Consider the following 13,033-nt stretch of genomic DNA (forward strand, 5'->3'; position numbering starts at 1 on the left):
CGGGGGCGGCGTGACCCGGTCCACCCGGTCCGCCCGGACCACGCCCCGCGCGGCCCAGCGTCCGTCCGCATCCGTACGGCGGCCCGCCGCGACCCCGCCCGGCGCCCGTGCCTTCCCCAACCCCCGGCTCACCGGGCTCGGCAGCGGCCTCTTCTGCGCCCTGGTCCTGCTCGCCCTCGGCTGCCTGGCCGCCCTGTTCGGACGTGCCGGGCAGACCGTCTACGGCGTGCTGTTCCTGCCCGTGTGCGTGCTCACGGCGGTGTGGGTGCGGCGGAGCGATCTGCTCACCGCGCCCGTCGTCGTGCCGATCGGCTTCCTCGTGGGGCTGGTGCCGGTCGCGGAGGAGGGCGACGGCAGTACCGGCAGCCAGCTGATGGGGCTGGTGACGGGCCTCGCCACGCAGGCCGGGTGGCTGTACGGGGGGACGCTCCTGGCCGGGGTCCTTGTGATCGTCCGCAGGATCCGGGCCATCAGCCGCAATCGCCGTGCCGCCGCCGCCCGGAGCCGCGCCGCCCAGCAATGATCCGCCGCCGCGCCCAGAAGTGATCCGCCACGGGGCCACTCCTGTGACCGGAAGCCCCTACACCCCCGTCGCCGCCCGCATCGCCGCCCCCACGATGCCCGCGTTGTTCTGCAACTGCGCCGGGACAATCTCCGCCTTGATGCCCTCGATGTGCGGCAGGAACTTGTGCGCCTTGCGGCTCACCCCGCCGCCGATGATGAACAGCTCCGGCGAGAACAGCATCTCCACATGGGCCAGATACTTCTGCACCCGGTGCGCCCATTCCTCCCACGACAGGTCGTGGTCGTCCCGGGCCTTGCTGGAGGCGCGCTTCTCCGCGTCGTGACCGTGCAGCTCGAGATGGCCGAGCTCGGTGTTGGGGACGAGGACACCGTCCACGAACAGGGCGCTGCCGATGCCCGTGCCGAAGGTCAGCATGATGACCGTGCCTCTGCGGTGGCGGCCGGCGCCGAAGTGCATCTCGGCGACGCCCGCCGCGTCCGCGTCGTTGACCACCGTCACCGGCAAGCCGCCCAGGCGGTCGCCGAGCATCACGCGCGCGTCGGTGTCGATCCAGCTCTTGTCGACATTGGCCGCCGTACGGATGGTGGTGCCCTCGGTGACCACTCCGGGGAAGGTCACCCCGACCGGGCCGGTCCAGCCGAAGTGGTCGACGACCTGCTTGACGCCGTCGGCCACCGCGTCCGGCGTGGCCGGGTGCGGGGTGAGGACCTTGTGGCGCTCCTGCGCCAGGTCCCCCTTGTCCAGGTCGACCGGGGCACCCTTGATCCCGGATCCGCCGATGTCCACGCCGAAGATCTGCATGGCCCTACGTTACGACGGACCACTGACAGTCACGGAGTCGGAGTCAGAGATCGGTCCCCGACATCTCCGGGATCTCCGTGACTCCCCCACTCACTCCCCCGCGTTCTCACCGGCCCCGGCGCCCCCGCGCTCGGCCACCAGCGCCGCCGCCTCCTCACGGAGGTCCCGGCGCAGCTCCTTCGGCAGCGAGAAGGTGATGGACTCCTCGGCGGCCTTGACGATCTCCACGTCCTCGAAACCGCGCCCGGCGAGCCACTCCAGCACCTGCTCGACCAGCACCTCCGGCACCGACGCGCCCGAGGTGACGCCGACCGTGGTCACGCCCTCCAGCCAGTCCTCGTCGATCTCGTCGGCGAAGTCCACCAGGTAGGCCTCGCGGGCGCCCGCCAGCTTGGCGACCTCGACGAGCCGCTTGGAGTTGGAGGAGTTGCGTGAGCCGACCACGATCACCAGGTCGGCCTCGGCGCCCATCTGCTTCACGGCCAGCTGACGGTTCTGCGTGGCGTAGCAGATGTCGTCGCTGGGCGGGGAGATCAGCTGCGGGAACTTCTCCTTGAGGGCGTCGACGGTCTCCATGGTCTCGTCGACGCTCAGCGTGGTCTGGGAGAGCCAGACGACCTTCGACGGGTCGCGGACCTCGACCTTCTCCACGTCACCCGGGCCGTCGACGAGCTGGATGTGGTCGGGGGCCTCGCCGGAGGTGCCGATGACCTCCTCGTGGCCCTCGTGCCCGATCAGGAGGATGTCGTAGTCCTCGTTTGCGAAGCGGACTGCTTCCTTGTGCACCTTGGTGACCAGCGGGCAGGTGGCGTCGATGGTGGCGAGCTTGCCGCGCGCCGCTTCCTCGTGGACGACGGGCGCCACGCCGTGCGCGGAGAACATCACGATGTTGCCCGGGGGGACCTCCTCCGTGCGTTCGACGAAGATGGCGCCCTTCTTCTCCAGGGTCTGCACGACGTATTTGTTGTGCACGATCTCGTGCCGGACGTAGACGGGGGCCCCGTACTGCTCCAGGGCCTTCTCGACGGCGATCACGGCGCGGTCCACACCCGCGCAGTAGCCCCGGGGGGCGGCGAGCAGGACACGGCGGCCAGGCGAAGCAGTCATGCGTCCCATCGTAAGGGCCGAGTCCACGAGGCCCGATCACGGTGCGTTGTCGGTGGGGCGCACTACTCTCGCGGCATGGCTGTCAACACGTCTGCGGAAGCGCCCCTGCCGGTCGGTGAGGTGTCGCGGCTCATCGGAGGGTGGATCGACCGGCTCGGCGCGGTGTGGGTCGAGGGGCAGATCACCCAGCTCTCGCGGCGGCCGGGCGCGGGGGTGGTGTTCCTGACGCTGCGGGATCCGTCGTACGACATCTCCGTGGGCGTGACGTGCTACCGGCAGGTGTTCGACGCGGTGGCGGACGTGGTGAGCGAGGGCGCGCGCGTGGTGGTGCACTGCAAGCCCGAGTGGTACGCGCCGCGGGGGCAGCTGTCGCTCAGGGCGGCCGAGATCCGGCCGGTCGGGGTGGGGGAGCTGCTGGCGCGGCTCGAGCAGCTGAAGAAGGCGCTGGCGCGGGAGGGGCTTTTCGCGCCGGAGCGCAAGAAGCCGCTGCCGTTCCTGCCGCAGCTGATCGGGCTGGTGTGCGGGCGCGCCTCGGCGGCCGAGCGGGACGTGCTGGAGAACGCGCGGCATCGCTGGCCGGCGGTGCGCTTCGAGGTGCGCAATGTGGCGGTGCAGGGGGTGCACGCGGTGCCGCAGGTCGTCCAGGCCGTGAAGGAGCTGGACGCGATCGACGACGTGGACGTGATCATCGTGGCGCGGGGCGGCGGCAGCGTGGAGGATCTGCTGCCGTTCTCCGACGAGCAGCTGGTGCGGGCGGTGGCCGCCTGCCGTACGCCGGTCGTCTCGGCGATCGGGCACGAGCCGGACAATCCGCTGCTGGACCATGTGGCGGATCTGCGCGCCTCCACGCCGACGGACGCCGCCAAGAAGGTCGTCCCCGACGTCGGCGAGGAGGTCGAGCGGGTGCGGATGCTGCGGGACCGTGCGCGGCGCTGCGTCCAGGCTCTGGTCGACCGGGAGGAGCGGGGGCTGGCGCATGCGCTGGCCCGGCCCTCGATACAGGATCCGCACCGGATGATCGACACCCGCGCGGAGGAGGTCACCGCGCTGCTGGAGCGCGGCCGGCGCTGTCTGCGGCATCAGCTCGACCGCGCGGACTCGGAGCTGACCCACACGCACGCGCGCGTGGTGGCCCTCTCCCCCGCCGCGACCCTCAAGCGCGGGTACGCGGTGCTCCAGCGGTCGGACGGCCACGCGGTGCGCTCCCCGGGAGAGGTGGAGCCCGGCGAGGCGCTGCGCGCGCGGGTGTCGGAGGGCGAGTTCACTGTCCGGGTCGATGCGTAGGGTGGGCGAGATGAGCGGTGGGACGGAGCAGACGGTGACCGGCGAGACGGAGCGGGCGGCGGTGGCCGAGGCACTCGGGTACGAGCAGGCGCGGGACGAGCTGATCGAGGTCGTACGACGGCTGGAGGCGGGCGGTACGACGCTGGAGGAGTCCCTCGCGCTGTGGGAGCGCGGCGAGGAGCTGGCCAAGGTGTGCCGGCGCTGGCTGGAGGGCGCGCGGGCGCGGCTGGACGCGGCGCTGGCGGAGGAGGCGGAGGCCGGCTCCGAGGGCGAGGACCAGGACTGAGCCTCGTCGGAGCTCAGCGGCTGATCCTGTGAAGTGGATCACCGCACTCCGGATTTGGTTGAGCATTGAACTTCATGGGGCGTACGGTCGACTCCGTCCATCGCACCACCCCAGAAGGTTCACGTATGTCTCTCGCTCTTGACCCGGCCACCCAGGACCTGCTGTTCCGCGAGGCGCGCACCGCCAACACGTTCACCGACGAGCCGGTGACCGACGAGCAGGTGCGGGCGATCTACGACCTGGTCAAGTACGGCCCGACCGCCTTCAACCAGAGCCCGCTGCGCGTCACCCTGGTCCGCTCCGCCGAGGCCCGTGAGCGGCTGCTCCCGCACATGGCCGAGGGCAACCGGCCGAAGACCGCGTCCGCCCCGCTGGTCGCGATCCTCTGCGCGGACAACGAGTTCCACGAGGAGCTGCCCGCGCTGTTCCCGCACTTCCCGCAGGCCAAGGACGTCTTCTTCGCCGAGCGTCCGGTGCGCGAGAACGCCGCCGCGCTGAACGCCGCCCTCCAGGCCGCGTACTTCATCGTCGGCGTGCGGGCCGCGGGGCTGGCCGCCGGGCCGATGACCGGGTTCGACTTCGAGGGCGTCCGCAAGGAGTTCCTGGACGACGACCACACCCCGCTGATGATCGTCAACATCGGCCGGCCCGGCCCGGACGCGTGGTTCCCGCGCAGCCCTCGGCTGGAGTTCGAGCAGGTCGTCAGCGTCGTCTGAGCGCTGTCACACACACGGCAAGGGCCCTCGCGGATCTCCGCGAGGGCCCTTGCCGTTGGTCTTGTCCCGGCGCTCACCCGGTGCGCAGCGACTGCGCCATCTTCGTCAGCTGCCCGAAGGACGCCGTGCCCGTCACCACCGTGGTCGAGCCGTCACCCTCCAGCACGAGCGCGTCGTAACGGTCGCCCTCGTAGCGCGTCCAGGTCTTGCCGTCGATGCGCTGGGTGACGTCGGTCTTCTCCGCCTTCTGGGTCGCGTCCTCGATGAACAGCACCGGCTTCCGGGTGGACTGCTCCACCGCCACGTACTCCCCGTCGGGGGTGTGGTAGCCGAGGTGCCAGGACTCGCCCTCCTCGCCGCGGTAGCGCACCGAGGTGGGCTTCCACGCCTCGGGCAGGCCCACGGGGGCGGCCACCGGGTACGAGGCGGCGCGGCGGGCCGTGAGCAGGTCGACCCGGTAGTCGACCCGCTTGAGGTCCGGGTCGCTGTCGTCGTGCGGGATGAACAGCCAGACCACTCCGGCGACCAGTCCGATGAGGCCCAGGGAGAGGATCATGTCCCGGGCCGTTTTCTGCATGCTGCTCTTTCCTGCCACGTCCCTATCGTCGCAGGTGCCCGGAGCGCTCATCCGTGGGGGCCCCTGCTCATTTTGTCTGCCTAACGATAGAGTCGGGCCCACACCCTCATCCGGCCGTCGTCGTACAGAAAGGTGCGCTCCGATGACCGAGCATCATCACTTGCCGTCCGAGCTCGATGTGCCCTCCGAGGCACCCGACCGCAACCTCGCCCTGGAACTGGTGCGGGTGACGGAGGCCGCGGCGATGGCCGCCGGCCGCTGGGTCGGGCGCGGAGACAAGAACGGCGCCGACGGGGCCGCGGTGCGCGCGATGCGGACCCTCGTCTCGACCGTCTCGATGAACGGCGTCGTCGTCATCGGCGAGGGCGAGAAGGACGAAGCCCCGATGCTCTACAACGGGGAGCGCGTGGGCGACGGCACCGGGCCGGAGTGCGACATCGCCGTCGACCCGATCGACGGTACGACGCTGACCGCGAAGGGCATGACCAACGCGATCGCCGTGCTGGCGGCGGCCGAGCGTGGCTCGATGTTCGACCCGTCGGCCGTGTTCTACATGGACAAGCTGGTCACCGGGCCCGAGGCGGCGGACTTCGTCGACATCAACGCGCCGGTGAGCGTGAACATCCGCCGGGTCGCCAAGGCGAAGCGGGTCACGCCCGAGGACGTCACCGTGGTGATCCTGGACCGGCCGCGGCACGAGGGCATCATCAAGGAGATCCGGGAGACCGGGGCGCGCATCAAGCTGATCTCCGACGGCGATGTGGCGGGCTCGATCCTCGCGCTGCGCGAGGGGACCGGCATCGACCTGCTGCTCGGCGTCGGCGGCACCCCCGAGGGGATCATCTCCGCCTGTGCCGTGAAGTGCCTGGGCGGGACGATCCAGGGCAAGCTGTGGCCCAAGGATGACGAGGAGCGGCAGCGGGCGATCGATGCGGGGCACGATCTGGACCGGGTGCTGACCACGGAGGATCTTGTCACCGGGGACAACGTGTTCTTCGTGGCGACGGGGATCACCGACGGTGAGCTGCTGCGGGGTGTGCGGTACCGGCCGGAGACGGCTACGACCGACTCGATCGTGATGCGGTCGAAGTCGGGGACGGTGCGGAGGATTGATTCCGAGCACCGGCTGAGCAAGCTGCGGGCCTATAGCGCGATTGACTTCGATCGGGCGAAGTAAGGGCGCCTACGAGGGTGGGGGCTGCGGATCGTCGGCGAGTGCGGGTCGTTCGTGGCTGGTCGCGCAGTTCCCCGCGCCCCTAGGGTGTTGGACCTTCCCCGTGACATGAAAGGCGCCCCCTGTGCGGAGGGGGCGCCTTTTGCTTGCCGGTGTTGTCAGCCGGCTGCCGCTATGCGGCCCGTGGTGCGGGCGGTCTTCTTGAGTTCCATGTCGCGGCGGCGGCGTCGGGCCAGGACCACTCGGCGTTCCGCTGCGGTCAGGCCGCCCCAGACGCCGTACGGCTCGGGCTGGAGGAGGGCGTGTTCGCGGCACTCGACCATCACCGGGCAGCGGGCGCAGACCCGCTTGGCCGCCTCCTCGCGGGAGAGGCGGGCGGCGGTGGGCTCCTTCGAGGGGGCGAAGAACAGGCCCGCCTCGTCGCGGCGGCACACCGCCTCGGTGTGCCAGGGGGCGTCCTGGTCCCTGTCTCGCGCTGGCACCCGCTGGGCCGGAACGGCAGCTACCTGCAGGGACGAATGCGGCGGTTGCAGCACGGTCTACTCCTGACGACGGCTTCGCGAGCGAGAGACGATGCAGCAAGGCTTACCCGATGTACGCGTGCCTATGCACTGAGTCCCGAACCACCCGGTACGGAAACCGCGTTCAGGGACGTCAGTGGCCGAGATGCTTGCGCATGCTTCTGTCCACGGAGCGCTGGGCGCGGTCCATCGAGCGCTGGACCCGGTCGAGGATGTCGCCGACGAGCTTGCCGCGCTTGGGGCGCGCCTCGACGTTGCCCAGGATCGACCAGCCGTCCACGTAGACCACCGGGGCCTCCGGGTCGTCCGCGTCGAGCGTGTGCACCTCGAAGTTGCCGAACACGCCGCCGCCGATGCCGCGCAGCGACACGTTCTCCGGGACGCGGACCTCGACGTTGCCGAGGATCGCGAAGGCCTTCACCACCACCTGCTGGTGGTCGAAGAGGGCCTCGCTGAGGTCGATCTCCACGCTCCCGAAGATCGCGTACGCGTGGATACGGCGGCCGGCGCGCCAGCGGCCCTTGCGCGTGGCGGCGCTGAGGACCGCGACGACGTTGTCGTCGGGTTCCATCGGGATCGCGCCGGGCGTGGGGCGGTTCGGGGCGGATTCGGGGGTCGCGCGGCGCTGCTGAGCGGCCGGGAGGTCCCGGACGAACGCCTCCAGCTCACCGACCGTCTTGGCGGCCAGCACGCCCTCGACCCGATCGGCGTGCTCCTCTGCGGTCAGCCGGCCCTCGGCGAGGGCGTCACGCAGGAGGTCGGCGATGCGGTCACGGTCGGCGTCCGAGGCGCGCATCTCCGGCTTCGGTGCGCTGTCCTGCTGCGAGGCGTGCTTCTGAAGGTCCACGACAGCAGCGTACCCACACACGATAGATCGCGACACCCCTGTGCTGCGGGCAACCGATTCCCCCCAACTGAGCCTTACCTCACAGGCTCGCCGTCAGTGGCAGGTTCTACGCTGGTTGGCGCCCGCCAATGGAGGCGGGCGGCCGTCTGTCGAGTGAGGAATGGGCGAGATGCCTGAGTTCGAGTACGCCGATCTGCTCCCCATGGGAGAGGACACCACCCCGTACCGGCTGGTGACCTCCGAAGGTGTCTCCACCTTCGAGGCCGACGGGCGGACCTTCCTCAAGGTGGAGCCGGAGGCGCTGCGCAAGCTCGCCGAGGAGGCCGTCCACGACATCCAGCACTATCTGCGCCCGGCCCACCTCGCCCAGCTGCGCCGCATCATCGACGACCCCGAGGCGTCGAGCAACGACAAGTTCGTGGCGCTCGACCTGCTGAAGAACGCCAACATCGCGGCGGCGGGTGTGCTGCCGATGTGCCAGGACACCGGTACGGCGATCGTCATGGGCAAGCGCGGGCAGAACGTACTCACCGCGGGCCGTGACGAGGAAGCCCTGTCCCGCGGCATCTACGACGCGTACCAGAACCTCAACCTGCGCTACTCGCAGATGGCTCCGCTCACCATGTGGGAGGAGAAGAACACCGGGTCGAACCTGCCGGCCCAGATCGAGCTGTACGCGACCGACGGCGACGCCTACAAGTTCCTGTTCATGGCCAAGGGCGGCGGCTCGGCCAACAAGTCCTTCCTGTACCAGGAGACCAAGGCCGTTCTGAACGAGGCCTCCATGATGAAGTTCCTGGAGGAGAAGATCCGTTCGCTCGGTACGGCCGCCTGCCCGCCGTACCACCTGGCGATCGTCGTCGGCGGTACGTCGGCGGAGTACGCGCTGAAGACCGCCAAGTACGCCTCCGCGCACTACCTGGACAACATCCCGGCCGAGGGCTCCCCGCTCGGGCACGGCTTCCGGGACAAGGAGCTGGAGGAGAAGGTCTTCGAGCTGACGCAGAAGATCGGCATCGGGGCGCAGTTCGGCGGCAAGTACTTCTGCCACGACGTGCGCGTGGTGCGGCTGCCGCGGCACGGGGCCTCCTGCCCGGTCGCCATCGCCGTGTCCTGCTCGGCCGACCGGCAGGCCGTCGCGAAGATCACGGCCGAGGGTGTGTTCCTGGAGCAGCTGGAGACGGACCCGGCGCGGTTCCTGCCGGACACGACGGACGAGCAGCTCGCCGACGAGGGCGACGTCGTGAAGATCGACCTCAACCAGCCGATGGACGCCATCCTCGCCGAGCTGACCAAGTACCCGGTCAAGACCCGGCTGTCCCTGACCGGCCCGCTGGTCGTGGCCCGCGACATCGCGCACGCCAAGATCAAGGAGCGGCTGGACGCGGGTGAGGAGATGCCGCAGTACCTGAAGGACCACCCGGTGTACTACGCCGGGCCCGCGAAGACGCCGGAGGGTTACGCGTCGGGGTCCTTCGGTCCGACGACCGCCGGGCGCATGGACTCCTACGTGGAGCAGTTCCAGGCGGCGGGCGGGTCCAAGGTGATGCTGGCGAAGGGGAACCGCAGCAAGCAGGTCACCGACGCGTGTGCCGCGCACGGCGGCTTCTATCTCGGCTCGATCGGTGGGCCTGCGGCGCGTCTCGCGCAGGACTGCATCAAGAAGGTCGAGGTCGTCGAGTACGAGGAGCTCGGCATGGAGGCGGTGTGGAAGATCGAGGTGGAGGACTTCCCCGCGTTCATCGTCGTCGACGACAAGGGCAACGACTTCTTCCAGGATCCCGCACCGTCACCGACGTTCACGTCGATCCCGGTACGGGGGCCTGGGCTGGCGTAGGCACCTCGGGTGCGGCGGGGCAGTGAAGGGGCCTCGTCCTCAAACGCCGGACGGGCTGGAGTCAGCTCGTCCGGCGCCTTTTCAGCCAACCGAGTCGGGTGGTGGGTGGGCATAGGCCGGGGGTCCGGGGGCGGAGCCCCCCGGGGGTGCCCCGGCTGGCGCAGCCGACGGAACATCCCCGCCCCCTCGCACGCTGTACCCGGTATGAGCGAATACCGGATCGAGCACGACTCCATGGGCGAGGTGCGGGTGCCCGCGCACGCCAAGTGGCGGGCCCAGACGCAGCGGGCCGTGGAGAACTTCCCGGTCTCCGGGCAGCGGATCGAGCGGGCCCACATCGAGGCCCTCGCCCGGATCAAGGGCGCCGCGGCGAAGGTGAACGCGCGGCTGGGAGTGCTGGACAAGGACATCGCCGAGGCGATCCAGGAGGCGGCCGGGGAGGTCGCCGAGGGCCGGTGGGACGAGCACTTCCCCGTCGACGTGTTCCAGACCGGCTCGGGCACCTCGTCCAACATGAACACCAACGAGGTCATCGCCACCCTGGCGAGCGAGCGGCTCGGCCGGGACGTGCACCCCAACGACCACGTCAACGCCTCCCAGTCGTCCAACGACGTCTTCCCCTCCTCCATCCATATCGCCGCCACCGCCGCCGTCACCCGGGACCTCATCCCGGCGCTGGAGCACCTCGCGGACGCGCTGGGCCGCAAGGCCGAGGAGTTCGCCGACGTGGTGAAGTCCGGGCGTACGCATCTCATGGACGCCACGCCCGTGACCCTGGGCCAGGAGTTCGGCGGATACGCGGCCCAGGTGCGGTACGGCGTCGAGCGGCTGTACGCCTCCCTGCCGCGCCTGGCCGAACTCCCCCTCGGCGGAACCGCCGTAGGCACCGGCATCAACACCCCGCCCGGCTTCTCCGCCGCCGTGATCGAGGAGGTCGCTCGCGTCACCGGGCTGCCGCTGACCGAGGCGCGGGACCACTTCGAGGCGCAGGGCGCCCGGGACGGGATCGTGGAGACCAGCGGTCAGCTGCGGACCATCGCCGTGGGGCTGACGAAGATCGCGAACGATCTGCGGTGGATGTCCTCGGGCCCGCGCACCGGCCTCGCGGAGATCCGGCTGCCCGACCTTCAGCCCGGCTCGTCGATCATGCCGGGCAAGGTCAACCCGGTCATCCCGGAGGCCGTGCTCATGGTGTGCGCCCAGGTCGTCGGCAACGACGCGACCGTCGCCACCGCCGGCGCCTCCGGCAACTTCGAGCTCAACGTGATGCTGCCGGTCATCGCGAAGAACGTGCTCGAGTCCATCAGGCTGCTCGCGAACGCCTCCCGGCTGCTCGCGGACCGTACCGTCGACGGGATCGAGGCGGACCGTGAGCGGGCCCGGGAGTACGCCGAGTCCTCGCCGTCCGTCGTCACGCCGCTCAACAAGTACATCGGCTACGAGGAGGCCGCGAAGGTCGCCAAGAAGTCGCTGGCTGAGCGGAAGACCATCCGGCAGGTGGTGCTGGAGGGGGGCTACGTCGAGCGCGGTGATCTCACGGTCGAGCAGCTCGACGAGGCGCTTGATGTCCTGCGGATGACGCGGCCGTAAAAGCCGGGGCAGGGCCCTCGCCCCGAGGGTGAACCGTGACGGGGGCCGCAGCGTCGTATGCCGGTGACACCTAATATCTGCGCATGACAGAGGGCGGAGCGGTGAGGCGCGGGCAGGCGGGCGGTGCGGCGGTCTTCTGGACGCCCGGGACACAGATCCTGTGGCGGTACCGGGAGAACGGCGGCGCGCGCTTCCACATCGCGCGCCCCGTCACGGTCGTGCGCGACGACCCGGAGCTGCTCGCCGTGTGGATGGCGCCCGGTACCGAGTGCGTGAAGCCGGTGCTCGCGGACGGCACGCCCGTGCACCGCGAGCCGCTGAGCACGCGGTACACCAAGCCGCGGACGGTGCAGCGCGACCGGTGGTTCGGCACCGGCGTGCTGAAGCTGGCGCGGCCCGGTGAGCCCTGGTCGGTGTGGCTGTTCTGGGAGCCGGGCTGGCGGTTCAAGAACTGGTACGTGAACCTGGAGGAGCCGCTGGCCCGTTGGGCGGGCGGGGTGGACTCCGAGGACCACTTCCTGGACATCTCCGTGCACCCGGACGGCAGTTGGCACTGGCGCGACGAGGACGAGTTCGCGCAGGCCCAGCGGGACGGTCTGGTGGACTCCGCGCTGGCCGGACGCGTACGGGAGGCCGGGCGGGCCGCGGTCGCCGTGATCGAGGCCTGGGGGCCGCCGTTCTCGGACGGCTGGCAGAACTGGCGCCCGGATCCGTCCTGGCCGGTACCGTCGCTGCCGCGGGACTGGGACCGCACGCCCGCGCATGTGTCCTCATGAGACCCTTGATGCGCCCCCGGGAAGGAAACGTAGGATCGTCCTCCGCAAGGCAGGGAGCAGCTATCGACCGGGCGGCAACTACCGGAGCACGCGCTGGGCTTGACCGGACGTCACCGAGGGGCGGCAGGACGTGAGCGAGGGGTACGGCAACACCGGTACGGGCCGGGAACGGTCGGCCGACGGCACAGGAACATCTTCTGACCACGCGGGAATTCCGTTCCTGGGGCACGTATTCCGGGTATCGGAATCTCGGCGGGACGAAGTGCACGCATGGCGCACAGCGCCGGACGGACGGACTCGACACGCGTGACGGAGCAGCCGACCTCCTTCGAACGCCCCCAGCCGGGCGCCACCCCCGCGGATCCCCGCGGGGCACTCGTGCACACCCCGACACCGCCCCGCGTCTCCGGTACGGCGCCGGCCTTACCGGCACAGAGCCGCTCGGGCGGCACGGAGCCGCCGGCGCCCGGCACGGCGTCCCCGGCCAACCCGAGTACGGCCGACGTCTCGGCGTCCCCGATCGCCCCGGGTACGTCCGGTGTCGCGACGTCCCCGATCGCCCCGGGTACGTCCGGTGTCGCGACGTCCCCGATCGCCCCGGGTACGTCCGGTGCCTCGACATCCCCGGCCATCCCGAGTACGTCCGGTGTCTCGGCGTCCCCGGCCGCCCCTAGTCAGTCCGGTGCCTCGACATCCCCGGCCGCCCCTGGTACGTCCGGTGCCTCGACATCCCCGGCCGCTCCAGGTACGCCCGGTGCCTCGACATCCCCGGCCGCTCCAGGTACGCCCGGTGCCTCGGCCGCCCCGGCGACCGCGGGCGCGTCCGGTGCCGAAGGGACGTCGGGTGCCCCCGATGCCGTGCGGCACCGGGCCGCCTCGGAAGCGACCGGCACCTCCGAGCCCCCGGCGCAGGAGACGGTCGCGCCCGGCGGCAGCGGTCAGGAGCCGGCGACCGCCCCCGGCACGGGCAGGGGCAGCGGTGTCGACGGAT

General features: G+C 70.7%; 13 protein-coding genes. 8 read left to right on the plus strand and 5 right to left on the minus strand.

Going from position 1 to position 13,033, the window contains the following annotated elements:
• A partial coding sequence (locus N4P33_RS24220) for a DUF6542 domain-containing protein (protein WP_399030058.1) occupies positions 1 to 523 on the plus strand: 523 nt, incomplete at its 5' end.
• A gap of 57 nt (positions 524 to 580) precedes the next feature.
• Here N4P33_RS24220 and ppgK read toward each other — a convergent pair.
• Entirely contained in the window at positions 581 to 1,327 is a 747-nt protein-coding gene (gene ppgK / locus N4P33_RS24225) for a polyphosphate--glucose phosphotransferase (RefSeq protein WP_260828831.1), read from the minus strand.
• Positions 1,328 to 1,417: 90 nt separating this feature from the next.
• A complete protein-coding gene (locus tag N4P33_RS24230) occupies positions 1,418 to 2,443 on the minus strand; it encodes a 4-hydroxy-3-methylbut-2-enyl diphosphate reductase (RefSeq protein ID WP_260828832.1) in 1,026 nt (341 codons plus the stop codon).
• Positions 2,444 to 2,509: 66 nt separating this feature from the next.
• On the opposite strand from N4P33_RS24230, the gene xseA reads away from it, so the two are divergent.
• The 3 genes from xseA to N4P33_RS24245 all read left to right on the plus strand — a co-directional run bounded on the left by xseA (position 2,510) and on the right by N4P33_RS24245 (position 4,720).
• Positions 2,510 to 3,718, plus strand: a complete 1,209-nt coding sequence (gene xseA, locus N4P33_RS24235; protein WP_260828833.1) for an exodeoxyribonuclease VII large subunit — start codon at positions 2,510 to 2,512, stop codon at positions 3,716 to 3,718.
• 10 nt (positions 3,719 to 3,728) lie between these two features.
• On the plus strand, positions 3,729 to 4,004 hold the full coding sequence (locus N4P33_RS24240) for an exodeoxyribonuclease VII small subunit (protein WP_399030061.1): 276 nt from the start codon (positions 3,729 to 3,731) through the stop codon (positions 4,002 to 4,004).
• Between the two features lie 125 nt (positions 4,005 to 4,129).
• Positions 4,130 to 4,720 carry a malonic semialdehyde reductase gene (locus tag N4P33_RS24245; RefSeq protein WP_260828834.1) on the plus strand — a complete coding sequence of 197 codons (591 nt, stop codon included), beginning with the start codon at positions 4,130 to 4,132 and terminating at the stop codon, positions 4,718 to 4,720.
• A 73-nt stretch (positions 4,721 to 4,793) separates the two neighbouring features.
• Here the strand turns inward: N4P33_RS24245 and N4P33_RS24250 are convergent, their stop codons facing one another.
• Positions 4,794 to 5,297 carry a DUF4245 domain-containing protein gene (locus N4P33_RS24250; RefSeq protein WP_260828836.1) on the minus strand — a complete coding sequence of 168 codons (504 nt, stop codon included), beginning with the start codon at positions 5,295 to 5,297 and terminating at the stop codon, positions 4,794 to 4,796.
• Positions 5,298 to 5,439: 142 nt separating this feature from the next.
• On the opposite strand from N4P33_RS24250, the gene glpX reads away from it, so the two are divergent.
• A complete protein-coding gene (glpX, locus tag N4P33_RS24255; protein WP_260828837.1) occupies positions 5,440 to 6,474 on the plus strand; it encodes a class II fructose-bisphosphatase in 1,035 nt (344 codons plus the stop codon).
• A 155-nt stretch (positions 6,475 to 6,629) separates the two neighbouring features.
• On the opposite strand, the gene N4P33_RS24260 is transcribed toward glpX, so the two are convergent.
• Together N4P33_RS24260 and N4P33_RS24265 are read right to left on the minus strand one after the other, a co-directional pair.
• Positions 6,630 to 7,007 (minus strand): WhiB family transcriptional regulator, encoded by a 378-nt coding sequence (locus N4P33_RS24260; protein WP_260828838.1) that lies wholly within the window; start codon positions 7,005 to 7,007, stop codon positions 6,630 to 6,632.
• A gap of 118 nt (positions 7,008 to 7,125) precedes the next feature.
• Positions 7,126 to 7,839 (minus strand): DUF1707 domain-containing protein, encoded by a 714-nt coding sequence (locus N4P33_RS24265; protein ID WP_260828839.1) that lies wholly within the window; start codon positions 7,837 to 7,839, stop codon positions 7,126 to 7,128.
• A 160-nt stretch (positions 7,840 to 7,999) separates the two neighbouring features.
• Between N4P33_RS24265 and N4P33_RS24270 the strand changes: the two genes are divergently transcribed.
• The 3 genes from N4P33_RS24270 (at position 8,000) to N4P33_RS24280 (ending at position 12,042) form a co-directional block, all read left to right on the plus strand.
• A complete protein-coding gene (locus N4P33_RS24270; protein ID WP_313904581.1) occupies positions 8,000 to 9,676 on the plus strand; it encodes a fumarate hydratase in 1,677 nt (558 codons plus the stop codon).
• Between the two features lie 204 nt (positions 9,677 to 9,880).
• On the plus strand, positions 9,881 to 11,266 hold the full coding sequence (locus tag N4P33_RS24275; RefSeq protein ID WP_260828841.1) for an aspartate ammonia-lyase: 1,386 nt from the start codon (positions 9,881 to 9,883) through the stop codon (positions 11,264 to 11,266).
• An 83-nt stretch (positions 11,267 to 11,349) separates the two neighbouring features.
• Complete coding sequence (locus N4P33_RS24280; RefSeq protein ID WP_260828842.1) at positions 11,350 to 12,042, plus strand: DUF402 domain-containing protein; 693 nt, start codon at positions 11,350 to 11,352, stop codon at positions 12,040 to 12,042.
• The last annotated feature ends 991 nt before the right edge of the window (positions 12,043 to 13,033 follow it).

This window comes from Streptomyces sp. 15-116A (assembly GCF_025290915.1).
Lineage (GTDB): Bacteria > Actinomycetota > Actinomycetes > Streptomycetales > Streptomycetaceae > Streptomyces.